This window comes from Rathayibacter sp. AY1C4 (assembly GCF_002932195.1).
Lineage (GTDB): Bacteria > Actinomycetota > Actinomycetes > Actinomycetales > Microbacteriaceae > Rathayibacter.
The window spans coordinates 1-23,707 of sequence record NZ_PSWE01000025.1 but is presented as its reverse complement, the minus strand read 5'-3'; the positions used below and the strand labels follow the sequence as shown (position 1 = coordinate 23,707).

The window sequence follows — 23,707 nt, the reverse complement described above, 5'->3', positions numbered from 1 at the left end:
TCAACGAGGACTCGACCGGCGGTCGGGGTCGGATCAGATCGCGCGGCCCCGGAGCTCCTCCGCCACGAGGAACGCGAGCTCGAGCGACTGCATGTGGTTGAGGCGCGGGTCGCAGACCGACTCGTACCGGGTGGCGAGCGTCGCCTCGTCGATGTGCTCCGAGCCGCCGAGGCACTCGGTGACGTCGTCGCCCGTGAGCTCGACGTGGATGCCGCCCGGGTGCGTCCCCGCGGCGCGGTGCGCCTCGAAGAAGCCCTTGACCTCGTCGACCACGTCGTCGAAGCGACGGGTCTTGTAGCCGGTCGGCGTCGTCAGCCCGTTGCCGTGCATCGGATCGGTCACCCACAGCGGCAGGGCGTCGCTCCGCTTGACGGCCTCGAGCAGCGGCGGGAGGGCGTCGCGGATCCTCCCGGCACCCATGCGGGTGATGAAGGTGAGGCGACCGGGCTCCCGCTCGGGGTCGAGCTTGTCGATCAGCTCGAGCATCGTCTCGGGCGTGGTCGACGGGCCGAGCTTCACGCCGATCGGGTTGCGCACCCGCGACAGGAAGTCGACGTGCGCGCCGTCGAGCTCGCGGGTGCGCTCGCCGATCCAGATGAAGTGGCTGGAGGTGTTGTACGGCGTGCCGGTCCGCGAGTCGATGCGCGTCATGGGGCGCTCGTAGTCCATCAGCAGGCCCTCGTGGCCGGTGTAGAACTCGGTGCGCTTCATGCCCTCGAAGTCGGCCCCGCACGCCACCATGAACTTGACCGCGCGGTCGATCTCGCGGGCCAGCTGCTCGTAGCGCTGGTTCTGCGGGTTCTCGGTGAAGCCCTTGTTCCAGTAGTGGACGAGGCGCAGGTCGGCGAATCCGCCCTGCGTGAAGGCGCGGATGAGGTTCAGCGTCGAGGCGGCGGTGTGGTAGCCCTGCACGATGCGACGCGGGTCCGCGGCGCGCGACTCCGGGGTGAAGTCGTAGCCGTTGACGATGTCGCCGCGGTAGGCGGGCAGGGTCACGTCGCCGCGGGTCTCGAGGTCGCTCGAGCGCGGCTTCGCGAACTGGCCGGCCATCCGGCCCATCTTGATGACGGGCATGCTCGCGCCGTAGGTCAGGACGACGGCCATCTGCAGCACGGTCTTGACGCGGTTGCGGATCTGCTCGGCGGTCGCTCCGGCGAAGGTCTCGGCGCAGTCGCCGCCCTGCAGGAGGAACGCCTCGCCGCGGGCCGCGGCTCCGAGACGCTCGCGCAGCTGGTCCACCTCGCCGGCGAACACCAGCGGAGGGAGCGCGGCCACCTCGGCGGACGCCGCTCGCACGGCCTCCGCATCGGGCCACAGCGGCTGCTGCTTGATCTCGAGCTCGCGCCAATAGTCCAGGCCGGCGACCACGGAGGGGGCGGCGAGGACGTACGGTTCGTTCGGATCGATGACCACGAGGGTGTTCCCGGTTCTGACGGGCGCCAGCGGCGCGCGGAGGGCCGCCGTCCGGACGGACGGCAGCGGTTGACGAGCTTATAGCCTGGCAGGGCGCTCGGCCGGGAGGGGCCCCCGGCGTCGAGCGGGCGCTCAGCGGGTGAGGGCCGCGCGCTTCTCCTTGACCGAGGTCGCGTAGACGTCGAGGTACTCCTGGCCGCTCAGGGCGAGGAGCTCGTACATGATCTCGTCGGTGATCGAGCGGAGGATGAACCGGTCGCCCTCCATGCCCTCGAAGCGGCTGAAGTCGAGCGGCTCCCCGAAGACGATGCCGATGCGGCCCAGCTTCGGCAGGCGCTTGCCGATGGGCATGATGCGCGCGGTGTCGATCATGGCGACCGGGATGACGGGCACGCGGGCCTCGAGGACCATGCGTGCGACACCGGTGCGGCCGCGGTACATGCGGCCGTCGGGGCTGCGCGTGCCCTCGGGATAGATGCCCAGGGCGTGGCCGCCCGCGAGGACGCGGAGGCCCGTGTTGAGCGAGGCCTCCGACGCCTTGCCACCGGAGCGGTCGATGGGCAGCATCCCCGTGGCGGTGAAGAACGTCCGCGTCGCCCAGCCCTTGAGGCCCTTGCCGGTGAAGTAGTCGCTCTTGGCGAGGAAGACCATGTTCCGCTCGATCACCAGCGGGAGGATCACGGAGTCGATGAAGGAGAGGTGGTTGCTCGCGAGGATCACGCCGCCGTTCTGCGGCACCTTGTCGGCGCCGACCACCCACGGCCGGAAGATCGTCTTCAGGAGCGGGCCCGCGACGATGTGCTTCATGAACCAGTAGAACATCGGGCTCCTCGGCGGTGCGGCGGATCGGGTGCGGCGGGTGCCGCTAGAGGGAGCTCGCGTGCAGGCGCGCCAGGTCGGCGGCCCCCACGACTCCGGCGTCATTGACGAGCTCCGCGATGCGGAACTCGGGCTCGGGGTGGTAGCCCCGGGCGGGGAGGTTGTCGAGGTAGGCCTGGCGGATGGGGTCCAGCAGGAGGTCGCCCGCCTGCGCCACTCCGCCGCCGATGACGAACATCTGCGGGTCGAGGACGGCGCTCAGGCTGGCCGCCGCCTCGCCCAGCCAGTGGCCGAGCTGTCGCAGCGCCGCGAGGGCGCCGAGGTCGCCAGCGGTGATCAGCTCGGAGATGAGGTGGCCGTTCAGCTCGCCGCCGTTGCGGGCGCGGGCGTCGGCGATGCCCTGGCCGATCCCGCCCGCGTCGGCCAGCTCGCCGGCGAAGCGCTGGAGCGCGCGGCCCGAGCCGTACTGCTCGATGCAGCCGCGGGCGCCGCAGCCGCAGGGCAGGCCTCCGGGGACGACGCGCATGTGCCCGATCTCGGCCGCGGCGCCGAAGCCGCCGCGCAGGAGCCGGTCGTTGATGACGATCGCGCCACCCACTCCGGTGCCGATGGTGAGCATCAGCATGTCGCTGACGAGGCGGCCCGAGCCGTAGCGGAACTCGGCCCAGCCGGCGGCGTTCGCATCGTTCTCGATGATGATCGGCAGGTCGATGCGGGCCGAGAGCTTCTCGCGGAAGGGCTCGTTGCGCCAGTTAATGTTCGGGGCGTAGTAGACGATCGACTGCGAGGCGTCGATGAAGCCGGCGGCGGCGACTCCGACCGCGGAGACGTCTCCCGGGAGCAGACCGGAGCGCAGATGCTCGACCATCTCGACCACGACGTCGACGATCAGCTCGGGGTGCCCGGCGGGCGTGGGCCGACGGTCCTCGCGGAGGATCCCCCCGAACTCGTCGACCAGGGCTCCGGCGATCTTCGTGCCGCCGATGTCGATCCCGATCGCGTGCACGCGAACCGCCTTCCCGTCGCCACCGGCGCGGCAGCGTCGGCGGGCCGCCCTGAGCGGCGGCCAGGACGAGTGTAGTGACCGCGAGCGCTCCGATGCGGCTCAGCGGCGAGACCCGGCGACGCGTGTCGGCCCTCCTCGCGGAGCCACCGCTGGATCGTTACCCTGAACGGATCCACAGCTTGCGCCGCGCCGGTAGGGTGGAGACGACGTTCATTCAGGTACCGAAGGAGTTGCCGTGGACCAGTTCGATTCCCCCCTGGTGGTTCCGGCCGATCCCCAGGCCAATACGACCGCCCTCCTGCTGGACCGCGTCCGCGAGACGCCCGATCGCCCGCTCTTCGCGTTGCCCGACGGCGACGGCTGGCGCGATGTGACGGCGCAGGAGTTCCTCGACCAGGTCACGGCCCTCGCGAAGGGCTTCGTCGCCGTCGGCCTCGAGCCGGGCGAGAAGGTCGGGCTGATCTGCAAGACGCGCTACGAGTGGACGCTGATCGACTTCGCCGTCTGGTTCGCCGGCGGGGTCCTCGTCCCGGTGTACGAGACCTCCTCCCCCGCGCAGGTGCAGTGGAACCTCGCCGACTCCGGCGCGCACGCCGTGATCGTCGAGACCCCCGAGCACTTCGCCCGCTTCGACGAGATCCGCGCCGACCTTCCCGAGGTCCGACTCGCCTGGCAGATCGGGCTGGGCGATCTGGACAAGCTCGTCGCGCGCGGCGTCGACGTGCCGGATGCCGAGATCGAGCGCCGCCGCTCGCTGGCGACCGGCACCGACATCGCGACGATCATCTACACCTCCGGCTCCACCGGCCGCCCCAAGGGCTGCATCATCCGGCACTCGAACTTCGTCGAGCTCAGCCGCAACTCGGCGGTCGCCCTGACGGAGCTGATCCACCAGCCCGGCGCGTCGACGCTGCTGTTCATCACCACGGCGCACGTGTTCGCCCGCTTCATCGCGATCCTCTGCGTGCACGGCGGGGTGAAGGTGGGGCACCAGGCCGACACCAGGCAGCTGCTCCCCTCGCTCGCGTCCTTCAAGCCGACGTTCCTCCTGGCCGTGCCGCGCGTGTTCGAGAAGGTCTACAACTCCGCGGAGCAGAAGGCCGAGGCCGGGGGGAAGGGGAAGATCTTCCGCCGCGCGGCCGACGTCGCCGTCGCCCACTCGATGGCGCTCGAGGCGGGCTCGGTGCCGCTCGCGCTGAAGCTGCAGTTCCTCCTCTTCGACCGGCTCGTGTACTCGAAGCTGCGCACCGCCATGGGCGGGAACGTCCGCTTCGCCGTGTCCGGCTCGGCGCCGCTGGGAGACCGGCTCGGGCACTTCTTCCACAGCCTCGGCATCAAGATCCTCGAGGGCTACGGCCTCACGGAGACGACGGCGCCCGCCACGGTCAACCGCACCGAGCGTTTCAAGATCGGCTCGGTGGGCCCGGCGATGCCCGGGGTCTCGATCCGGATCGCGGGCGACGGCGAGATCCAGGTGCGCGGCATCGACGTCTTCGGCGGCTACTGGAACAACGAGGCGGCGACGGCCGAGTCGTTCGACGGCGAGTGGTTCCGCACGGGCGACCTCGGAACTCTGGACGAGGACGGGTACCTGCGCGTCACCGGGCGGAAGAAGGAGATCATCGTCACCGCCGGCGGCAAGAACGTCGCTCCGGCGGCGCTGGAGGATCCGATCCGCGCGAACCCGCTGGTCGGCCAGGTCGTCGTCGTCGGCGATCAGCGCCCGTTCATCGCCGCTCTGGTCACGCTCGACTCCGAGATGCTGCCGACGTGGCTCGCCAACAACGGGCAGGACAAGGGCCTCTCACTCGAGGACGCGGCCGCGAACCCGGTCGTTCTGGCCGAGGTGCAGCGGGCCGTCGATGCGGCGAACGAGCGCGTGTCCCGCGCCGAGTCGATCCGGAAGTTCGTGATCCTCCCGACCGAGTTCACGGAGGCGAGCGGTCACCTGACTCCGAAGATGAGCATCAAGCGCAACGTCATCCTCGCCGACTTCGCCGACACCATCGCCGCCGTCTACTCCGCCGCCCCCGCCACCGAGGGCATCTCCCTCCGCTGACCCCGCGCTCTCCCGCCGTCACCAGCAGGCCGTCCCGATCGCAGCCGCCTCCGGGACAGCGCGCCCAGCTCTATCCCGTCGGCGGAACGCCCGACGCTCTCCTCGACGCGCCCCTGTCGCGGTGCCGACCGCGCCGGGCCGGGCAGGGACCAGATCCCCTCAACACAGCCGTATCCGGGAAAGCGCGTCCCAGCGCTTTCCCGTCGGCGGAACGCACGACGCTCCACGGAACGCGCCCACCTCGAGCGGCCGACTGCGCGGAGCCGGGCAAGGACCGGCTCCCCACCAACACAGCCGTATCCGGGAAAGCGCGTCCCAGCGCTTTCCCGTCGGCGAAACGCACGACGCTCCATGGAACGCGCCCACCTCGAAAAGCCGACCGCGCGGAGCCGGGCAGGGACCGGCTCCCCCTCAACGCAGCCGTATCCGGTGAAGCGCGTGCCAGCGCTTCACCGTCGGCGGAACGCACGACGCTCCATGGAACGCGCCCACCTCGAGCGGCCGACTGCGTGGAGCCGGGCAAGGACCGGCTCCCCACCAACACAGCCGTATCCGGGAAAGCGCGTCCCAGCGCTTTCCCGTCGGCGGAACGCCCGACGCTCCACGGAACGCCCCCACCTCGCTGAGCCGACCGCGCCGGGCCGGGCAGGGACCGGCTCCCCCTCGACACAGCCGTATCCGGGAAAGCGCGTCCCAGCGCTTTCCCGTCGGCGGAACGCACGACGCTCCACAGAACGCGCCCACCCCGAAAAGCCGACCGCGCCGGGCCGGGCAGGGACCGGCCCGGAATCGAACTCAGAACCAGTCGGATTCCCGGACGGCCTTCATGGCGGCGCGGCGGTCGTCCTGGGAGAGGCGGTCGAGGTAGAGGCGTCCGTCGAGGTGGTCGCATTCGTGCTGGAGGGCCTGGGCCATGAGGCCGTCGCCTTCGAGGACGATCTCGTTGCCGTCGAGGTCGGTGCCGCGGACCTTCGCGTGCGGGTAGCGGATCGCGGGGTACCAGAGGTTCGGGACGGAGAGGCAGCCCTCGTCGACCGGTTGCGGGTCTCCGCTGAGCTCGATGATCTCGGGGTTGAGGATGTAGCCGATGACGCCGTCGACGTTGTAGCTGAAGGCGCGGAGGTTGACGCCGATCTGGGGGGCTGCGACGCCGGCGCGTCCGGGCGGGCGGACGCTGTCGACGAGGTCCTCGACGAGGCCGCGGACGCCGGCGTCGACCGTCTCGATGGTCGTGGACGGGGTCTTCAGCACCGGGTCCCCGAAGATGCGGATCTGGCGTTCGGTCATGTGGTGCGCTCCCTCAGGGCCTCCTCCGCGCTCAGGAGGGCGTTCTCGACGACTTCGCTCGCTGCGGGGTGCGGCCAGTACTGGCTGCGGGCGAGTCCGCGGATGCCGGTGCCGGCGCTGGCGGCCTGGACGAGCGGCTGAATGAGGATACTGGCCTGCGGCCCGATGATGTGCGCGCCGAGGAGGGCGCCGTCGAGTCCGACGACCAGGAGGCAGGCGCTGGAGTCGTCCTCGAGCGCCCAGCCGAAGGCGGTGGAGCCGTACTCCTGGGTGACGGTGACGACGTCCAGGCCGTGGTCTCGCGCTTCGGCCGCGGTGAGCCCGAAGTGGGCGATCTGCGGGTGGGCGAAGATCGCGCCGGGCACCGGCGAGAGGGTGTCGGAGAGCATCTCGCCCGGGTGCAGGAGGTTGTGCGCCACGAGGCGCGCCTCGTGGTTGGCGACGTGCTTGAGCTGCCAGCGGGACGACACGTCGCCGAGGGCGAAGAGGCCGGGCACGGGGCGTCCGCCGGAGAGGACGCGCTGCTCGGGGTCGACGCTGATCCGGCCGTCCTCGTGCAGATCGATCCCGACGGAGGCGGCGGCGACCGTGTCGCTGTTGGGGTCGCGGCCGAGGGCGACGAGGAGCAGGTCGGTCTCGACCGTCGTGCCGTCGCTGAGGGCGACGCGGAGCCCGTCAGGGCGGGCGTCGACGCTCTCGGCGCTCACTCCGGTGAGCACCGTGTACCGCTCGGCGGCGATCCCGGTGAACCGGCGCGAGACGTCCTCGTCGAGGGCGCGGAGGAGGCGGTCGCCGCGGACGGCGACGGTCACGGCCGTGCCGAAGGAGGAGAAGACGTGGGCGAACTCGACGGCCACCGCGCCGCCGCCGAGGATCAGCATCCGCTCGGGGAGCTCGTCGAGCCGCATGACGGAGGAGGAGTCCTGGATGCGGGGGTCCGGCTCGTACGCGGCGAGGAGCGGCCTGGGCCGCGAGCCGGCGGCCACGACCACCTGCGGCGCACTGATGCGGGCACCGCTGGCGCTGACGAGGACGTGCGGGCGGTCGCCGTCTCCGAGCGACTCGAAGCCGAAGCTCTCGCGGAGGACGGTCACGTTCGGGGAGCGCTGATCGCGGTACTCGAAACCGCCCTCGCTGATCGCGTCGATCCGGCCGAACACCCGGTTGCGCACCTCGGCCCACTCGGGGCGGCGGAGGCGGGAGTGGACGCCGATCGGGCCGCCCTGGTCGACGTCGGTGATCACGTCGGCGACGTGGACGAACATCTTGGTCGGGATGCAGCCGGCGTTGAGGCAGGTGCCGCCGAACCACTCCCCGTCGTCGAGGATCGCGACCCGCAGGCCGTCGAACTCCGGACCGACGATCGAGTTGCCGGAGCCGGCCCCGATGACGATCAGGTCGAAGGAGTCGGTGGTCGCGTCGGGTCCGTCGGTGCGGTCCTGGAACGCGGCGGACACCGCCTCGGAGCCCCGGGGCTCAGACACGTCGGACCGGCATGCCCTCGACAACGAGCGCGGCGAGCAGGCGTGCGGCGTCCTTCGTGCCCTCGCGCAGCTGCTCCCACTTCACCACGGATCCGGCGGCGAGCACCGGGTCGTAGGGGATGCGGACGATGTCGCGGACGCGGGAGCGGAAGTGCGACTCGATCTCCTCCAGCTTCACCAGGCTCGTGCCCTGCGTCGCCGTGTTGAGCGCGACGACCGCGTTGCGCACCAGGGCGCCGTAGCCGTTCGCGTCCAGCCAGGTGAGGGTCTCGGAGGCCAGGCGGGCCTCGTCGACGCTGCCGCCCGAGACGATCACCACCGTGTCGGCGCGCTGCAGCGTGGGCCGCATCACCGAGTGCACGATGCCCGTGCCGCAGTCGGTGAGCATGATCGAGTAGAAGCGCTCGACCAGGTCGGCGACCACGTTGTAGTCGTCCTCGTCGAAGGCCTCGGAGAGCTGCGGGTCGGTGTCGGAGGCGAGGACGTCGAGGCGGGTCTCGTCGCGGGAGACCATCGTCGAGAACTCGGTGAATCCGGTCACGCCGGCCGCGCGGTTCACGACATCGCGGACGGTCGCCCGCGTCTGCTTGGGGACGCGCTCGGCCAGGGTGCCGCGGTCGGGGTTCGCGTCGACCGCGATGATGCGGTCCTCGCGCGCGTCGGCGAGGGCCATGCCCAGGAGCGTCGTGACCGTGGTCTTGCCGACGCCGCCCTTGCGGGTCATGACCGGGACGAAGCGGGTGCCGCCCTCGAACTGCCGGCCGATCCGCTCGTCCATCGCCTTCCACGCCTTCACCTTCGCGGAGTCGCCGAGGTTGACCGTGTGGAAGGTCAGGCCGTAGAGGAAGCGGTGCCAGCCGCCCGTGGGAGCGGGACGGGTCTTGCGGTTGACCTCCAGGAGCCTGTCCGGGGTGAGCATCGACGCCGACTCGGGGACGGCGGCGCTCGGCGCGGACGGGGCGGGAGCGGCGCTCGAGGACTCGGCGCGGAGGCGGTCGCGGCGCGTGGGGACGGCGGCGGGCTCCCCCGCGGACTCGGACGCCGCGGGCTTCTCGGCGGACTCCGCTCGGGCGGGGATCCCCGCCGAGACCGGTCCGTTCGCGCCGGACGGGTGAGCGGGAGCCGGTGAGGGGGTCGGAGCAGGACTCGGCTCCGGGGGCACGAGAGCGTGCGAGCGCGAGGGCGGCAGGCCGAGGCGGCCGACGTCGATCGCGTCCTCGTCCTCGACCGGAGCGGGGGCGGTGGAGCGGCGCCGCGGGCCGGGCGGGGTGATCCGCACGCCGTCGGGCAGGAGGGTCGGAGCGGTGTCGCTCGCTCGCGGGGAGTACTGACCCGATTCCCGAGCCGCGTCCATGGCGGTCCGCGGCGTGGGACCGGTGCCGGTGTCGGGCTGTTCGTCGTTGCGCTCATCCATGCGAACGAGCCTCCTTCCGCTCAGGACGAGTGTACCGGCGGGCCCGGATCGCGCCGGGCGGCTTGGTCGGAGCGCGCTCCGACTGCTAGTGCGGCCCGCTTCCGGAGGCGGCGCGGACGGCGCGTGCAGCGAACGGTTAGGTTCTGCCGCCCGGAGGAACGTAAAGTAGTCAGCCATGCATGTACTCAGCGTGAGCTCCCTCAAGGGCGGCGTCGGCAAGACCACGGTGACGCTCGGCCTTGCATCCGCGGCGTTCTCGAAGGGCCTGCGAACGCTGGTCGTCGACCTCGATCCCCAGTCCGACGTGTCGACCGGAATGGACATCAACGTCGCCGGCCACCTCAACATCGCCGACGTCCTGACGTCGCCGAAGGAGAAGATCGTCCGCTCGGCGATCGCCCCCTCCGGCTGGACCAAGGAGCACCACGGCACGATCGACGTGCTGATCGGAAGCCCCTCCGCGATCAACTTCGACGGGCCGCACCCCAGCATCCGCGACATCTGGAAGCTCGAGGAGGCCCTCGCGAGCGTCGAGGCCGACTACGACCTCGTGCTGATCGACTGCGCCCCCTCGCTCAACGCCTTGACCCGCACGGCCTGGGCCGCGAGCGACCGCGTCGCCGTCGTCACGGAGCCGGGCCTGTTCTCGGTGGCCGCCGCCGACCGGGCGCTCCGGGCGATCGAGGAGATCCGCCGCGGACTCAGCCCGCGCCTCCAGCCGCTGGGCATCATCGTCAATCGCGCCCGCGTCCAGTCGCTGGAGCACCAGTTCCGGATCAAAGAGCTGCGCGACATGTTCGGGCCGCTCGTCCTCAGCCCGCAGCTCCCGGAGCGCACTTCCCTCCAGCAGGCGCAGGGCGCGGCGAAGCCCGTGCACGTCTGGCCCGGGGAGAGCGCCCAGGAGATGGCGCACAACTTCGACCTGCTGCTCGACCGCGTCATCCGCACCGGTCGCATCGGCGAGCAGGTCCCCGCCGCGACCTAGGGCCGGCGGGTCCGCCGGACTTCTCCGGCTCGAGGTCTCGGGACGCGGGCGATGCTCGGTGCCTGAGGAGTGCCAGGGACGGCGCCGGCGGACGCTCGGCGTCGGAGTTCAGCGCGGACTCTCGATGCGTGGTAGGAGCCCGCCACTCGATCAGCATGACCGCACACGAGCGGAACCCGTTGAGAGATCAGCACGGCGGGACGCGAGCGGAGCCCGTCGTCGGATCCGCAGGGCGGGACACGGACGGAGCCCGTCATCGGACCCGCATGCTAGCGGGCGTGATCGGCGGGGAGCTCGCATCCGGCGGACGGTTCACGCGGGCGGGGCCCGCCATTCGACCAGCACGGTGAGACTCGGGTGGCGCCCGTTGCTCGCACAGCACGGCTGCAGGCGGGTCCGCTCCTGACCAGTTGAGCGCGCGGAGGAGATCCGGGAGTCCCCGGAGCAGCGGCCGACCCGCGAGGGGTGGGCGGTCAGCCGACGCGGCGGGAGGCGCGGCGCTGGGCGAGCTCGTCGCCCGGGTCGACCGACTGGTGGTCGAGCTCGACGAGGCTCGACTCGACCTCGCGGAGGACCTTGCCGACGGCGATGCCGAAGACGCCCTGGCCGCGGCTGAGCAGGTCGATGACCTCGTCGTTCGAGGTGCAGAGGTAGACGCTCGCGCCGTCGCTCATCAGGGTCGTCTGCGCGAGGTCGTCGACCCCGGACTCGCGGAGCTGGTTGACCGCCGTGCGGATCTGCTGGAGCGAGATCCCGGTGTCGAGCAGGCGCTTGACCAGCTTCAGCACGAGGATGTCGCGGAAGCCGTAGAGGCGCTGCGTGCCGGAGCCGGACGCGCCGCGCACGGTGGGCTCGACGAGCTCGGTCCGCGCCCAGTAGTCGAGCTGACGGTAGGTGATCCCCGCGGCGCGCGCCGCGACGGCCCCGCGGTAGCCCGCGTCGGCGTCGAGCTCGGGCAGTCCGTCGGTGAACAGGACGAGGTCGCGCTGGCCGCTGACGTCGCGGCTGACTTCTCTCATCCCTGTGCCTCTCGGATCCGGACGCCGGATCCTCCGAACGCGCTCCCTACCGTACCGACCGGCGCAGGCCGAGTAAACGACATCGGCCTCGGCGCCGCGGCGTGTCGCACGGGCCGCCCGTCGGCCGGCGGCGCGGCCCTCACGAGCGGGCGATCCGCGAGAGGGCGCTGCGCACCATCGCCCCGCGGATCGTACCCAGCTGGGTCGCGAGCCCCACCGCGTTCTCGGCAGCACCGGCGGAGCCGGACGCCTCTCCGCGGCGGGCGCTGGAGGCGACGACGCTCTCGATGAGCGACATCTCGCGCTCGACGGCGACGCGGAGCGGTCGGAGGTGACGGGGCTCGATACCCGATCGGCCGAGGTCGACGAGCGCCTTGAGCGTCGTCACGGCCTCGTCCCCGAACACGTCGCCGCCCCGCACGAGCCCGGCGGCGATGGCCTCCTGGACGAGAGCGGGCGTGGCACCGGACTCGGCCGCGAGGCCCTCGCGGGTCAAGCGCGTGGCGGGGCCGAGGAGCGAGGCGCTCGGACCCCCGACACCGGCCGGCAGGGCGGGCTCGCGCCCGGCGTCGATGTCGTCGAGGTATCCGCGGATGACCTTGAGGGGGAGGTAGTGGTCGCGCTGCAGCGCGAGGATCATCCGGAGCCGCTCGACGTCGGAGCCCGAGAACTTGCGGTAGCCGGAGTCGGTGCGGGCCGGCGAGACGAGCCCCTGCTCCTCGAGGAAGCGCAGCTTGGACGGGGTGACGTCCGGGAACTCAGTGGTCAGCCTGGCCAGCACCTGCCCGATGCTCAGCAGAGCGGCGGAGCCGGTGGGGAGGGCGCGCGCGGAGGAGCGGCCCACGGCTCACGCGTCCGGAGCGGCGACGAGGTCGGCGCGGGACGCGTAGAAGGTGAGTCGGAACTTGCCGACCTGCACCTCGGAGCCGTCGGTGAGGATCGCGGACTCGATCCGGACCCCGTCGAAGTAGGTGCCGTTCAGGGAGCCGAGGTCGTGGACCTCGAACGCCGTGCCGCGGCGGACGAACTCGGCGTGCCGACGCGAGACCGTGACGTCGTCGAGGAAGATGCCCGCGTCGGGGTGACGGCCGACCGTCGTGGAGTCGGTGTCGAGGAGGAAGCGGGCGCCGGTGTTCGGTCCGCGGCGCACGACCAGCAGCGCGGATCCCGAGGGCAGAGCCCCGACGGCCTCGGCCTCCTCGCGGGACGCGCGGTTGTCGAGAGCGGCGAGCTGGGCGCCGATGTCGTCGGTGAACGTCAGAGTCGTCTCCGTCGACGGCTCACCGGGAACGGAATTGTGCTGGGCGGATGATGCTCCACCGACGGGCTCGACCAAGACGTACCTCCTATCAGGTCAGCGTATCCGAATCGTGACCCTCGTCGGACCCCTGACCACCTGTGCGGACCCCCAGGACGAGGTCCCGCGTCTGGACGGCGTAGACGATCCCGGCCCACCAGTAGAGGAACGCGCCCCACAGCGCGAAGGCCCAGGCGATGGGGAGCGAGGCGGGCGCGAGGGCCGGGAACGCCTGCCCCAGCATGATCAGCGGGAGCGCGTAGAAGAGGCAGAAGGTCGCGAATTTCCCCAGGTGGTGCACGGGAAGCGGTCCGTAGCCGTTGTTCGCCAGGACGACCGCCAGGACCACGAGCATCAGGTCGCGGGCGAGCAGCACGGCGACCAGCCACCAGGGCACCAGTCCGCGGGCCGCGAGGCCCAGGACGGTGGCGAAGATGTAGAGCCGATCGGCGGCCGGATCGAGGACGCGTCCGAGGCGCGTCATCTGGTCGAAGCGGCGCGCGATCCAGCCGTCGAGGTAGTCGGTGAGGCTCGAGACCACGAGGGTCAGGAGCGCGAGCGCGTCCTCGCCGAGGACCACGAGCACGAGGAACACCGGCACCAGCGCGAGACGCACCATGCTGAGGACGTTCGGGACCGTCCAGATCCGGTCCTCACCGGTGCGCGCCATGCGCCCAGCCTAGGCGGGGCGCACGGCGGCGTGGTCAGCGCTTGTCGCGCCAGACCCGCTCGAACGGCAGGCGCCAGGCGTGCGGCGCGATCAGCTGGTGGATGGCGTTCGGCCCCCAGGAGCCGGGCGCGTAGAGACGGACGGGCGGCGGATCCTGCAGGAGCGGCGCGGAGACCTCCCAGAGCCGCTCGATGCCCTCCGCGGTGGTGAACAGCGTGTGGTCTCCGCGCATCGCGTCGAGGATCAGGCGCTCGTAGGCCTCGAGCGCGTCGCCCGCGCGGTCGGTCTCCTGGAGCGCGAACTGCATGCTCAGCTTGTCGAGCCGCATGCCGGGACCGGGGCGCTTCCCGTAGAACGAGAGCGAGACCTTCGAGGCGTCCGCCAGGTCGAAGGTGAGGTGGTCCGGGCCGTGGGCACCGACTCCGGAGCCCTGCGGGAACATACTCTTCGGGGGCTCGCGGAACGCGATCGAGATGATGCGCTGGCCCTCGGCCATCCGCTTGCCGGTGCGGAGGTAGAACGGCACTCCCGCCCAGCGCCAGTTGTCGATCTCGCACTTCAGCGCGACGAAGGTGTCGGTCTCGGAGTCGGCGGCGACGCCCGGCTCGTCGCGGTAGCCGATGTACTGGCCGCGCACCACGTTCTCGGGGTTCAGCGGACGCATCGAGCGGAAGACCTTGTTCTTCTCCTCGCTGATGGCCTGGGGCTCCAGCGCGGTCGGCGGCTCCATCGCCATGAACGCCAGCACCTGGAAGAGGTGGGTGACGACCATGTCCTTGTAGGCGCCGGTGGACTCGTAGAACTCGGCGCGGCGGTCGAGCGTGAGGCGCTCGGGGATGTCGATCTGGACGTGATCGATGAAGTTGCGGTTCCAGATCGGCTCGAAGAGGCCGTTGGCGAAGCGGAAGGCGAGGATGTTCTGCGCCGGCTCCTTGCCGAGGAAGTGGTCGATCCGGAAGATCTGCTCCTCGCTGAAGGTCTCGTGGAGCTCCGCGTTGAGTACGACCGCGCTCTCGAGGTCGACGCCGAACGGCTTCTCCATGATGATCCGCGAGCGCTCGACCAGCCCGGCCTCGGCGAGCATCCGCACGACGGAGAGAGCTGCCCTGGGCGGGACGCTGAGGTAGTGCAGCCGGCTCACGTCCGGGCCGAGGACCGCCTCGGCGTCGGTCACGGCGGCGGCCAGCGCGGCCGGACCGGCGGACTGCGGGACGTAGCGGAGCTTGGACGCGAACTCGTCCCACTGCGCCGGCGTCAGGGAGCGGCTCCCGAACTCGTCGTAGGCCAGCTTCGCGAAGGCGCGGAACGAGGCGTCGTCGTGCTCCTCGAGCGAGGTGCCGACGATCTGCAGGTCCGGTGCGAGGGAGGAGAGCGCGAGGTGGGCCATCCCCGGGATGAGCTTGCGCCGGGCCAGGTCGCCGACGGCGCCGAACAGCACGACGACATGGGGTGCCGCCTGCTCGGTCTGGACGGCGGGAGCGGGGGGTGCGGTTGTCACGGTCACCCCTCGATCATTCCAGTTCGGATCGTGACGCAGGCGTCATGTGCTCGATACGCACCGCCGCTAAGGTCTCTCCCGTGCATCCGTTCTCCGACGCGTCCGCCGCGACCGCAGCACCCGCCTCCGCCACCGCCCCCTCCTCCGCCGACGGGACGACCGCGCCTCCGCTCGACGAGAGGATCCGCGCCGACGTCCACCTGCTGGGCGAGCTGCTCGGCCAGGTGCTCCGCGAGTCGGGCGAGCCCTCCCTCTACGAGGACGTGGAGCGCCTGCGCGCGCTCACGATCAGCGCCTACGACAGCGGCGACGCCGCCGGGACCGCGGAGGCGGAGGAGTTCGTCGCCTCGCTCACGCTCGAGCGCGCCGAGGAGGTCGCCCGAGCGTTCACCTGCTACTTCCACCTCGTGAACGTGGCGGAGGAGTTCCACCGCGTCCGCGTGCTGCGCCGGCGCGAGGCCGACGCCGGTGCGCAGTCGCCCGAGGACTCGATCCTCGCCTCGATGCGCCGGCTGACCGGGGAGCTCGGGGAGGACGAGGCGTTCGCGCGCCTGTCCCGACTGGAGTTCCGCCCGGTCCTCACGGCGCACCCGACCGAGGCGCGCCGCCGCGCGGTGGCCTCGACCATCCGCCGCATCAGCGACCTGCTCGAGCAGCGCGACGACCCGCGCATGGGCGGCGTCGTGCTGGTGGAGATCCGCCGCAAGCTGCTGGCCGAGGTCGACACGCTGTGGCGCACCGCTCCGCTGCGCGAGTCCAAGCCCACTCCCCTCGACGAGGTGCGCACCGCGATGAGCGTCTTCGACGAGTCGCTGTTCTCGGTGCTCCCCCGCGTCTACCGCCGCCTCGACGACGCTCTGCTCGGCGAGGGCTCGGGCACCCGGGCTCCGGTCGCACCGGCCTTCGTCCGCCTGGGCACCTGGATCGGCGGCGACCGCGACGGCAATCCCTTCGTCACCGCCGAGACGACCCTCGCTGCGGTGGACATCGCCTCCGAGCACGTCCTCATGGGCCTCGAGCGGGTCGCCCGCCGCGTGGGCCGCGCGCTGACCCTCGACGCGTCGACCACTCCCCCGTCGGCCGCCGTCGAGGCGCTCTGGGCCTCCTGCGTCGAGCGGGCTCCCGAGCTCGCCGCCGACATCGCCGAGCGCTCGCCCAACGAGGCGCACCGCCGCGTCCTGCTCTTCGCGGCCGAGCGCCTGGCCGCGACCCGGTCCGAGGGGCCGCTGGCCTACTCCGCCGCCGCCGAGCTGCTGGCCGAGCTGCGCACCCTCCAGGAGTCCCTGGTCGAGGCCGAGGACGTCCGCGCCGCCTACGGCGACCTCCAGGACTTCGTCTGGCAGCTCGAGACCTTCGGCTTCCACCTCGCCGAGATCGAGGTGCGCCAGCACTCGAAGGTGCACCGCGAGACGATCGCCGCGATCCGCGCCGGCGAGGAGCTCGACGAGCGCGGCCTCGAGGTCCTGTCGGTGTTCCGGGCGATCGCGAAGGTCCAGGAGCGCTTCGGGACCGACGCGGCGAGGCGGTACATCGTCTCCTTCACGCAGTCGGCCGACGACCTGCGGACGGTCTTCGAACTGGCCGAGGCGGCGACCGACGGCAAGCCGCCGATCATCGACGCGGTCCCGCTCTTCGAGACCTTCGCCGACCTCGACGCCTCGACCGACATCCTCGCCGAGATGATCCGCCTCCCCCAGGTACAGGCGCGCCTCGCGGCCACCGGCAACCGGCTCGAGGTGATGCTCGGCTACTCCGACTCGTCGAAGGACGTCGGACCGGTCTCGGCGACGCTCGCGCTCTACGACGCGCAGGCGCGCATCGCGCAGTGGGCGGCCGACGAGGGCATCGTGCTCACGCTGTTCCACGGGCGCGGCGGAGCGCTCGGCCGCGGCGGCGGGCCGGCCAACCGGGCCGTCCTCGCGCAGCCGCCCGGATCGGTGGACGGCCGCTTCAAGCTGACGGAGCAGGGCGAGGTCATCTTCGCCCGCTACGGCAACCCGGACATCGCCACCCGGCACATCGAGCAGGTGGCGGGAGCGACGCTGCTCGCCTCCTCCCCCGCGGTCGGCGAGCGCAACGCGGGCGCCGCGGAGCGCTTCGCCGAGGTGGCGGCGACGATGGACCGCGAGTCGCGCCGCCGCTTCTTCGAGCTCGTGAAGGCCGACGGCTTCGCGCCGTGGTTCGCCCGGGTCACCCCGCAGGAGGAGGTGGGCCTGCTCGCCCTCGGCTCGCGTCCGGCCCGCCGCGGCCTCTCCGTCGAGTCGCTCGAGGACCTGCGAGCGATCCCGTGGGTCTTCGCCTGGACCCAGGCCCGCGTCAACCTGACCGGCTGGTTCGGGCTGGGCAGCGCGCTCGAGGCCGTCGGCGACCTCGACCTGCTCCGCGAGGCCTACGCCTCCTGGCCGCTGTTCACGACGATGGTCGACAACGTCGAGATGTCGCTCGCGAAGACCGACGAGGGCATCGCCCGCCGCTACCTCGCCCTCGACTCCCGCGACGACCTCGCCGGACTCGTGCTCGACGAGATGGCGCTCACCCGCCGGTGGGTGCTCTCGATCACCGGCGAGGAGAGCCTGCTCACGGGCCACCGCGTGCTCGGCCGTGCCGTGCGCCTGCGCACCCCGTACGTCAACGCGCTCTCGCTCCTGCAGCTGCGCGCACTGAAGGCGCTCCGCACCGACCCGGGCGGATCCGGGACGGAGCAGAACCAGCGGCTGCTCCTGCTCGCGGTCAACGGAGTCGCGGCGGGTCTGCAGAACACCGGCTGATCCCGGCTCGGAACGACGGAACCCCCGGCGGCCTCACGGCTGCCGGGGGTTCTCGTGCGTCTGCGGGCGCCTCCCGCCTGCGGAGCGGGTCGAGGCGCCGGGCGGATCAGGCCTGCGGGGCGGCGCCGGCCTCCTGAGCGGCCTTCGCCTCCTCGTACTGGCGGCGCACCTCGACCATGTCGAGGCCGCGGACCTGCTCGATCAGGTTGTCGAGCGCGGGGGCGGGCAGGGCGCCGGGCTGAGCCATCAGCGGGATGCCGTCGCGGTACACCACGAGGGTGGGGATGGAGGAGATGCCGTAGCTCGCGGCGAGCTGCTGCTGGTCCTCCGTGTCGACCTTCGCGAAGGTGATGTCGGCGTTCTTCTCGCTCGTGGCCTCGAAGACCGGAGCGAACTGCTTGCACGGGCCGCACCAGTCGGCCCAGAAGTCGATGAGGACGATGCCGTCGGCGATCGTCTGGTCGTGGGAGTCGAGGGTCATCGCAGTCGTAGCCATGGGGGATGCAACCGGGTGCCCCCGCGGCCTATTCCCGGGCGGGATCGAGGAGGTCGAGCAGCGACCTCGGACCGACCACGGCGGCCCCGAGCGCCTCGACGCGGGCGGCCAGTCCACGGTCGGCCGTCACGACGACCGCGGTCTCGAGCGCGCCGACCAGCTCGACGATCGCGTCGTCGCCCGAGCCGTCGGCCGCGTGGACCGTCAGCCGCTCCGTGAGAGCGCCCGCCTCCGGACGGGCGGCGCGCGCCACTCCCTCGAGCACCACGGCGATGCGCAGCCAGACCGTGTCGGCGTCGATCCCCAGGAGACGGCCGGGGACGCCGGCCTCCGCGAGGCGGGCCAGGGAGGCGAGGAGGCGCTCCGCGGCGCCGGCGCGGTCGCGCCACCAGCCGTCGGGGCGTGAGCCGACCACGTTGGCGGCGTCCACGACGAGCACCGGGATCGAGGAGCCGAGCGCGCGCAGACCCGGCCAGGCCGCTCCGAAGCCCGGGTGCAGCGGCAGGGAGTCGACCTCGTCGGGGGCGACCCAGCGCAGCTCGGTGCTCTCGGCGTCGCTGATGCGGGGAGTGAAGTGCTCGCGGGACTCGGCCAGGACGGTGGAGTAGCTCCACGGTCCGATCACGACGACGCTGGAGAGCACGGGCAGGATCAGGTCGGCGGGGACGCCCGCCTCCTCCTCCGACTCCCGGAGGGCCGCCTCGAAGGCCGTCTCCTCGGGGTGACGGGCGCCGCCGGGCAGCCCCCAGGTGTCCCCGAAATGGCTCCAGCTGACGCGGTGCTGGAGCAGGACGCGTCCCGACGGATCGCGCAGGAGGAGGCCGGCGGCGCCGAAGCGCCCCCAGAAGCGGCGTCCGTCGCCGATCTCGACCCAGCCGTCGCCGAGCGACGCGTCGAAGGGGTGGCGCGGGAGCACGGCGTCCGCGCCGGGGTCCTCGCTGGTCATGCCCTCCAGCCTCCCACACCGCGCCCGCCGCGCCCGACCCCGACGGGCTGGCAGAATCGGACGATGCGCCGCTCGAGACCCCTCCGCCTCGCGACGCTCGCCTGGCTCGCGCTGATCGCCCTGATCACGCTGACGCCCGCGCCCTACCCTGCCGGGGAGCCCAACGCGCTGATCCGCGGGATCATCGCGTTTCTCGCCTCCACGCCGCTCACCGGCTGGTTCGACTTCGACGTGGCGGAGTTCACCGCGAACGTGCTGCTCTTCGTGCCGCTCGGTGCGCTGATCGCCGCGCAGCTGCCGGCGGGGCGCCGCCTGTGGGCCGCCGCCATCGGGCTCGCCGTGTCGGCGGCCGTCGAGACCGCGCAGCTGCTGTGGCTGCCGACCCGCGTCTCCGACGTGCAGGACCTGGTCTCGAACGGCAGCGGCTCCCTGATCGGCGCCCTGCTGACGATCGCGCTGCTCCGCTTCTCCCCCCGCCGCCGCTCCCGGAAGGACCGCACCGCCCATGCCCGCTGAGACCCTCGTCGTCCTCGACCGACCCTCCCTCGACGCCGAGGCCCACTCGCCGGGAGGACCCGCGCACCGCATCGATCCGAGCGGGCGCGGCGATCTGGACGTCACCGACCTCGGCTTCACCCGCGGCGACGGCGTGTTCGAGACGATCAACCTGGTCGACGGACGGTTGCAGGCGCTCGACGCGCACCTGGACCGCTTCGAGCGCTCGGCCCGGATGCTCGACCTGCCCCGGCCGGACCGGGCCGCCTGGCTCGAGGCGATCGGAGCGGCGGTGGCCGCGCACCCGCCCGTCGCCGAGGCGATGGTGAAGACGATCCTGACCCGCGGCGTCGAGGGCGGCGGGCGGCCCACCGGCGTCGTCTTCGTGCAGACCAGCCCGGACTTCGGCCCGGCCCGGCGCGACGGCGTGCGCGTGGTGCTCCTGGACCGCGGGCTGCGCTCGGACGTGCAGTCGACGTCCCCCTGGCTGCTCGCCGGCGCGAAGACGCTCTCGTACGCGGTGAACCGTGCGGCCGCGCGGGAGGCCGCCCGGCGCGGTGCCGACGACGCCCTGTTCGTGTCGAGCGACGGCTACCTGCTCGAGGGGCCGACCTCGAACCTCGTGCTGCTGACGGGCGGGGAGCTCGTGACTCCTCCGCCGAGCCTCGGGCTGCTGCCCGGCACCACGCAGGCCGACCTGTTCGCGCTCGCGCCGGGCCTCGGCCTCGGGACGGCGGTGCGTCCGCTGCGCTCGGGCGATCTGGAGGCGGCGGACGCGGCGTGGCTGGTCTCGAGCGCGCGCAACGCCGCTCCCGTCCGTGCCGTCGACGGGACCGACCGCCGCGTCGACGCCGACCTCTCGGCCCGGATCAACGCCGCGCTGCTCGCCCGCTGAGACTCCGATCCTCTCCGTGGGACGCCCCGCGCCGAGCGCGGACGGCGTCCCGAAGGAGAGAGGGCTCAGGAGAGGCCGTCGACGTCCGCGGGGCCGCGGCTGATCAGTCCGCCGCGGACGTGCTCGACGGTGGGGTCGAGCTGGACCGGATCGCGCTCGTCCGCCGCCTCGTCGTTGATCACGGCCGACACGATGCCACGCCAGTCGGTGCCCTCGGCCACGGCCTCCTCGGAGCCGACGCGGCGCGTGACGAACACGGCCTCCGACTCCTCGCCCGCGTGCGAGATGACGGCGAGGACGCCGACGGTGCGACCGCCCGGGTGCTCGATCCGCCACTCCTCGTGCCCGGACGGGACGAGCGAGAACTCCAGGCCCGCGTGCGGGAAGCCGGTGGGGCGCAGCTCGGACGGGGATCCGCTCTGCGGAGGCGCGCCGCGGGTGGGGACCCCGGTGCCCTCGCCGCTCGTCGTGCTCATGCCGACGTCGCCGCGGGTTCCGCCGGCTCCGGAGCTGTCGTTCGCCGCGACCATGCGGTCGTCGCCGCTCTGAAGCGCGTCGTCCTCTCCGGTGTAGATGCTGTCGTCTCGGTTCATGGGAACCTCCTTGTCGGCGGCCAGTGTAGGACCGCGGGGTGGGTGGCGAGCGGGCGCCGTTCGTAGACTGGGGGGATGCAGATCCCGGTGACCGGTGCCGTGCGGGTGGACGCGTGGCTCTGGGCGGTGCGCATCTACAAGACGCGCTCCGCCGCGACGACCGCGGCCCGGGCCGGCCACATCCGCGTCAACGGCGAGCGGGCCAAGGCGGCGCAGACCGTGCGGGTCGGCGACGAGGTCCGCGCCCGGATCGGCGGCTTCGACCGGGAGCTGATCGTCCGCGGACTCGTGGTCAAGCGGGTCGGTGCGCCGGTGGCCGCCGAGTGCATGGAGGACCGGACGCCCCCGCCGCCACCCCGGGAGTCCGCGCCGGGCGTGATCGTCCGTGACCGCGGAGCGGGCCGCCCGACGAAGCGCGACCGGCGCGACATCGAGCGGCTCCGCGGATTCTGACCGCGCGACCCGGCAGCGGCCTCAGGGGGCGAGCGCGCGCAGGCGCTCCAGGAGCCCCTCCGCCGCCTCGTCGAGGAACCGCTGCTGCAGCTCGTCGCCGACCTGGACGAGGGCGATGTCGGTGAACCCCGCCTCGATGTAGGGCACGAAGCTCTGGGCGAGCTCGTCGAGGTCGGGGCCGCAGGCGATCTGCTCGGCGACGTCCTCCGGGCGCACGAACTGGCTCGCTCCGGCGAAGCCGGCGGGGGTCGGCAGATCGGAGTTGACCGCCCAGCCGCCGGCGAACCAGCGGAACTGCTCGTGGGCCAGCGACACTCCCTGCTCCTTGTCCGGCGCCCAGCAGATCGGGATCTGGCCGATCGTGCGCGAGGGGGCGGCGTCCGCACCGCGGACCGCGGTCCACTGCGAGATCAGCTCCGCGTCGGGCTCGGTCGTGATGAGGTGGTCGCCGATCGGCGCGAAGCGGGCGATCGACTTCTCCCCCGAGACCGCCAGGCCGATCTCGACCGGCGTGTCCGGCAGGTCCCAGATCCGGGCGGAGTCGACGCGGAAGTACTCGCCCTCCCAGGTCACCAGCTCGCCGGTGTGCAGCTCGCGGATGAGGTGGACGGCCTCCTCGAGCATGTCCTGGCGCACGGCGACCGAGGGCCAGCCCTCGCCGACGACGTGCTCGTTGAGGTTCTCGCCCGAGCCGAGGCCGAGCGTGAAGCGGTCGTCGGAGAGGATCGCGAGCGTCGCAGCCTTCTGCGCCACCACGGCCGGGTGGTAGCGGATGGTCGGCGCGGTGACGTAGGTCGTGAGGTCGATGGTCGACGTGGCCTGCGCGACCGCTCCGAGCAGCGTCCAGGCGTAGGAGGCGTGCCCCTGCTCGGTCAGCCACGGCGAGTAGTGGTCGCTCGAGACCGCGAACTCGAAGCCGAGCCTCTCGGCGTCGACCGCGTAGCCCACCAGCTGCTTGGGTCCGCTCTGCTCGGTCATCAGGGTGTATCCGAATCGCACCATGGTCCGTCCTCGTTCCGCTCGTCGTGGGATGCCCGGGGGCACGTCCCATGGTGGGCGGGGGGCCGGATGCGCGCTAACCCCTTGCCCCGGTCGCGAGCGGCGGCTAGCGCGGTGTCAGACGAAGCGGATGCGGTTCTGCACGCGGGTGCGGACCTCGAACGACTCGCCGTACCCGCCGAGCCGCGGGTCGTCCGTGCCGGAGCGCAGCAGCTGCGGCAGCAGCGAGCGGCGGATGACGACGGCGCCCTGGTGCCGGCCGCGCTCGACCTGCTCGAACGGCTGCTCCAGCGCGTCGTCCGGCACGACCACGACGCTCGTCGAGAAGCGGACGCCCAGCTCGCGGCCGAGACGGCGCGCGGCCTTCGCGAGCGAGGCGATCGGCTTCTCGTCCTCGGCGATCCCGGGGCCCTCGAGCTCGCCCTTCCTCAGGCGGACCGGGTCGCCCCAGTCGGCGGAGGTCAGCGCGAGCAGGCCGGCCGGCCCGAGCACGAGGTGGTCGATCTTGAGCCCGCCGTCGCCGACCGCGACGTCGTTCCAGATCGTGTAGGCGATGCCGAGCGCGCCGACGAGCGCGGCCGTCGCCTCCTCGGCCTGAGCCTTCGCGAGCCAGGAGCGGACCTCGCGAGGAGCGGAGCGGACGATCGCCGGGTCGAAGGGGTCCTCGGTCTCGACGCCGCGGCCGAGCCACTCGCGCACCAGGCGCAGGTAGTACTCGCGCGCCGCGCCTCCCGGGTGACCGTAGGAGCGGGCGCGCACGGCCGAGGCGGTCTGCGGGCGCGGTGAGCCGGTGTACGGCGACTGCGGGGAGGACCTCCCGGGGGCGGGAGCGCCTCGGTCGTAGTCGCCGCGGGCGGAGGCGCTGCCGATCCGCTCCCAGGCGAGCTGCACCGCGTGGAACGACGCGGCGTCGCCTCCCGTGTCCGGATGGGTCTCGCGGAGGCGGAGCCGGTACGCCCGGCGGAGCTCGTCGTCGGACGCGGTGGCGGCGACGCCCAGCACCTCGTAGGGGGTGCGGGCGGCGTGGCTGTCGGGCATGTGCTTCCGGGCATCCCACGACGAGCGGAACGAGGACGGACCATGGTGCGATTCGGATACACCCTGATGACCG

22 protein-coding genes are annotated in these 23,707 nt (G+C 72.4%); 6 read left to right on the top strand and 16 right to left on the bottom strand.

Going from position 1 to position 23,707, the window contains the following annotated elements; translation table 11 throughout:
* Window positions 1–33: 33 nt before the first annotated feature.
* The 3 genes from C5C99_RS12720 to C5C99_RS12710 all read right to left on the bottom strand — a co-directional run bounded on the left by C5C99_RS12720 (window position 34) and on the right by C5C99_RS12710 (window position 3,238).
* The gene (locus C5C99_RS12720) at window positions 34–1,368 is read right to left on the bottom strand and encodes a class II 3-deoxy-7-phosphoheptulonate synthase (protein ID WP_104340197.1); all 1,335 of its coding nucleotides are present in this window, start codon (window positions 1,366–1,368) and stop codon (window positions 34–36) included.
* A 177-nt stretch (window positions 1,369–1,545) separates the two neighbouring features.
* Window positions 1,546–2,235 carry a 1-acyl-sn-glycerol-3-phosphate acyltransferase gene (locus C5C99_RS12715; RefSeq protein ID WP_104222581.1) on the bottom strand — a complete coding sequence of 230 codons (690 nt, stop codon included), beginning with the start codon at window positions 2,233–2,235 and terminating at the stop codon, window positions 1,546–1,548.
* Window positions 2,236–2,278: 43 nt separating this feature from the next.
* Entirely contained in the window at window positions 2,279–3,238 is a 960-nt protein-coding gene (locus C5C99_RS12710; RefSeq protein WP_104222580.1) for an ROK family glucokinase, read from the bottom strand.
* 235 nt (window positions 3,239–3,473) lie between these two features.
* Here C5C99_RS12710 and C5C99_RS12705 point away from each other — a divergent pair, with 235 nt between their 5' ends.
* Window positions 3,474–5,297, top strand: a complete 1,824-nt coding sequence (locus C5C99_RS12705) for a long-chain fatty acid--CoA ligase (RefSeq protein WP_104340191.1) — start codon at window positions 3,474–3,476, stop codon at window positions 5,295–5,297.
* A 795-nt stretch (window positions 5,298–6,092) separates the two neighbouring features.
* Here the strand turns inward: C5C99_RS12705 and def are convergent.
* The 3 genes from def to C5C99_RS12690 are packed head-to-tail and all read right to left on the bottom strand — an operon-like array spanning window position 6,093 to window position 9,482.
* Complete coding sequence (gene def / locus C5C99_RS12700) at window positions 6,093–6,584, bottom strand: peptide deformylase (RefSeq protein ID WP_104222578.1); 492 nt, start codon at window positions 6,582–6,584, stop codon at window positions 6,093–6,095.
* Window positions 6,581–8,068 (bottom strand): mycothione reductase, encoded by a 1,488-nt coding sequence (locus tag C5C99_RS12695; RefSeq protein WP_258063696.1) that lies wholly within the window; start codon window positions 8,066–8,068, stop codon window positions 6,581–6,583. Before C5C99_RS12695 ends, def begins: the two co-directional genes overlap by 4 nt.
* Complete coding sequence (locus C5C99_RS12690) at window positions 8,061–9,482, bottom strand: MinD/ParA family protein (protein WP_258059940.1); 1,422 nt, start codon at window positions 9,480–9,482, stop codon at window positions 8,061–8,063. Before C5C99_RS12690 ends, C5C99_RS12695 begins: the two co-directional genes overlap by 8 nt.
* Window positions 9,483–9,657: 175 nt before the next feature.
* On the opposite strand from C5C99_RS12690, the gene C5C99_RS12685 reads away from it, so the two are divergent.
* On the top strand, window positions 9,658–10,467 hold the full coding sequence (locus tag C5C99_RS12685) for a ParA family protein (protein ID WP_104222576.1): 810 nt from the start codon (window positions 9,658–9,660) through the stop codon (window positions 10,465–10,467).
* 473 nt (window positions 10,468–10,940) lie between these two features.
* Here C5C99_RS12685 and C5C99_RS12680 read toward each other — a convergent pair whose 3' ends face one another.
* The 5 genes from C5C99_RS12680 to zwf all read right to left on the bottom strand — a co-directional run bounded on the left by C5C99_RS12680 (window position 10,941) and on the right by zwf (window position 14,951).
* Window positions 10,941–11,486, bottom strand: coding sequence for a MerR family transcriptional regulator (locus C5C99_RS12680; protein WP_104222575.1), 546 nt, complete (start codon window positions 11,484–11,486; stop codon window positions 10,941–10,943).
* Between the two features lie 139 nt (window positions 11,487–11,625).
* Window positions 11,626–12,330 (bottom strand): MerR family transcriptional regulator, encoded by a 705-nt coding sequence (locus tag C5C99_RS12675; RefSeq protein ID WP_104225380.1) that lies wholly within the window; start codon window positions 12,328–12,330, stop codon window positions 11,626–11,628.
* A gap of 3 nt (window positions 12,331–12,333) precedes the next feature.
* On the bottom strand, window positions 12,334–12,822 hold the full coding sequence (locus C5C99_RS12670; protein ID WP_104222573.1) for an FHA domain-containing protein: 489 nt from the start codon (window positions 12,820–12,822) through the stop codon (window positions 12,334–12,336).
* Between the two features lie 13 nt (window positions 12,823–12,835).
* Window positions 12,836–13,453, bottom strand: a complete 618-nt coding sequence (locus C5C99_RS12665) for a CDP-alcohol phosphatidyltransferase family protein (protein ID WP_104340189.1) — start codon at window positions 13,451–13,453, stop codon at window positions 12,836–12,838.
* A gap of 34 nt (window positions 13,454–13,487) precedes the next feature.
* Window positions 13,488–14,951 carry a glucose-6-phosphate dehydrogenase gene (gene zwf, locus C5C99_RS12660; protein ID WP_104225448.1) on the bottom strand — a complete coding sequence of 488 codons (1,464 nt, stop codon included), beginning with the start codon at window positions 14,949–14,951 and terminating at the stop codon, window positions 13,488–13,490.
* A gap of 44 nt (window positions 14,952–14,995) precedes the next feature.
* Here zwf and C5C99_RS12655 point away from each other — a divergent pair, with 44 nt between their 5' ends.
* Window positions 14,996–17,719, top strand: a complete 2,724-nt coding sequence (locus C5C99_RS12655) for a phosphoenolpyruvate carboxylase (RefSeq protein ID WP_104222571.1) — start codon at window positions 14,996–14,998, stop codon at window positions 17,717–17,719.
* Between the two features lie 106 nt (window positions 17,720–17,825).
* Here the strand turns inward: C5C99_RS12655 and trxA are convergent, their stop codons facing one another.
* Window positions 17,826–18,215 (bottom strand): thioredoxin, encoded by a 390-nt coding sequence (trxA, locus tag C5C99_RS12650; RefSeq protein ID WP_104225382.1) that lies wholly within the window; start codon window positions 18,213–18,215, stop codon window positions 17,826–17,828.
* Between the two features lie 28 nt (window positions 18,216–18,243).
* On the bottom strand, window positions 18,244–19,161 hold the full coding sequence (locus C5C99_RS12645; protein WP_104340188.1) for an NUDIX domain-containing protein: 918 nt from the start codon (window positions 19,159–19,161) through the stop codon (window positions 18,244–18,246).
* 63 nt (window positions 19,162–19,224) lie between these two features.
* Here C5C99_RS12645 and C5C99_RS12640 point away from each other — a divergent pair, with 63 nt between their 5' ends.
* Window positions 19,225–19,677, top strand: coding sequence for a VanZ family protein (locus C5C99_RS12640; protein WP_104225384.1), 453 nt, complete (start codon window positions 19,225–19,227; stop codon window positions 19,675–19,677).
* Window positions 19,667–20,551 carry an aminotransferase class IV gene (locus tag C5C99_RS12635; RefSeq protein WP_104340187.1) on the top strand — a complete coding sequence of 295 codons (885 nt, stop codon included), beginning with the start codon at window positions 19,667–19,669 and terminating at the stop codon, window positions 20,549–20,551. Before C5C99_RS12640 ends, C5C99_RS12635 begins: the two co-directional genes overlap by 11 nt.
* Window positions 20,552–20,616: 65 nt before the next feature.
* Here C5C99_RS12635 and C5C99_RS12630 read toward each other — a convergent pair whose 3' ends face one another.
* Window positions 20,617–21,144 (bottom strand): hypothetical protein, encoded by a 528-nt coding sequence (locus C5C99_RS12630; RefSeq protein ID WP_104340186.1) that lies wholly within the window; start codon window positions 21,142–21,144, stop codon window positions 20,617–20,619.
* A gap of 75 nt (window positions 21,145–21,219) precedes the next feature.
* Here C5C99_RS12630 and C5C99_RS12625 point away from each other — a divergent pair, with 75 nt between their 5' ends.
* Window positions 21,220–21,597 carry an RNA-binding S4 domain-containing protein gene (locus C5C99_RS12625; protein WP_181027140.1) on the top strand — a complete coding sequence of 126 codons (378 nt, stop codon included), beginning with the start codon at window positions 21,220–21,222 and terminating at the stop codon, window positions 21,595–21,597.
* A 21-nt stretch (window positions 21,598–21,618) separates the two neighbouring features.
* Here C5C99_RS12625 and C5C99_RS12620 read toward each other — a convergent pair whose 3' ends face one another.
* Window positions 21,619–22,599: a TIGR03557 family F420-dependent LLM class oxidoreductase gene (locus tag C5C99_RS12620; RefSeq protein ID WP_104292456.1), complete on the bottom strand. Its 981-nt coding sequence runs from the start codon at window positions 22,597–22,599 to the stop codon at window positions 21,619–21,621.
* A gap of 114 nt (window positions 22,600–22,713) precedes the next feature.
* Window positions 22,714–23,634 carry a J domain-containing protein gene (locus tag C5C99_RS12615; protein ID WP_104222564.1) on the bottom strand — a complete coding sequence of 307 codons (921 nt, stop codon included), beginning with the start codon at window positions 23,632–23,634 and terminating at the stop codon, window positions 22,714–22,716.
* Window positions 23,635–23,707: the final 73 nt, after the last annotated feature.

Coding starts and splice junctions, on each gene's coding strand:
- C5C99_RS12635 (WP_104340187.1), top strand. CDS start 19,667: ATGCCCGCTGAGACCCTCGTCGTCCTCGACCGACCCTCCCTCGACGCC.
- C5C99_RS12655 (WP_104222571.1), top strand. CDS start 14,996: ATGTGCTCGATACGCACCGCCGCTAAGGTCTCTCCCGTGCATCCGTTC.
- C5C99_RS12685 (WP_104222576.1), top strand. CDS start 9,658: ATGCATGTACTCAGCGTGAGCTCCCTCAAGGGCGGCGTCGGCAAGACC.
- C5C99_RS12645 (WP_104340188.1), bottom strand. CDS start 19,161: ATGACCAGCGAGGACCCCGGCGCGGACGCCGTGCTCCCGCGCCACCCC.
- C5C99_RS12615 (WP_104222564.1), bottom strand. CDS start 23,634: ATGCCCGACAGCCACGCCGCCCGCACCCCCTACGAGGTGCTGGGCGTC.
- C5C99_RS12620 (WP_104292456.1), bottom strand. CDS start 22,599: ATGGTGCGATTCGGATACACCCTGATGACCGAGCAGAGCGGACCCAAG.
- def (WP_104222578.1), bottom strand. CDS start 6,584: ATGACCGAACGCCAGATCCGCATCTTCGGGGACCCGGTGCTGAAGACC.
- C5C99_RS12715 (WP_104222581.1), bottom strand. CDS start 2,235: ATGTTCTACTGGTTCATGAAGCACATCGTCGCGGGCCCGCTCCTGAAG.
- C5C99_RS12680 (WP_104222575.1), bottom strand. CDS start 11,486: ATGAGAGAAGTCAGCCGCGACGTCAGCGGCCAGCGCGACCTCGTCCTG.
- C5C99_RS12630 (WP_104340186.1), bottom strand. CDS start 21,144: ATGAACCGAGACGACAGCATCTACACCGGAGAGGACGACGCGCTTCAG.
- C5C99_RS12640 (WP_104225384.1), top strand. CDS start 19,225: ATGCGCCGCTCGAGACCCCTCCGCCTCGCGACGCTCGCCTGGCTCGCG.
- C5C99_RS12625 (WP_181027140.1), top strand. CDS start 21,220: ATGCAGATCCCGGTGACCGGTGCCGTGCGGGTGGACGCGTGGCTCTGG.
- trxA (WP_104225382.1), bottom strand. CDS start 18,215: ATGGCTACGACTGCGATGACCCTCGACTCCCACGACCAGACGATCGCC.
- C5C99_RS12690 (WP_258059940.1), bottom strand. CDS start 9,482: ATGGATGAGCGCAACGACGAACAGCCCGACACCGGCACCGGTCCCACG.
- C5C99_RS12665 (WP_104340189.1), bottom strand. CDS start 13,453: ATGGCGCGCACCGGTGAGGACCGGATCTGGACGGTCCCGAACGTCCTC.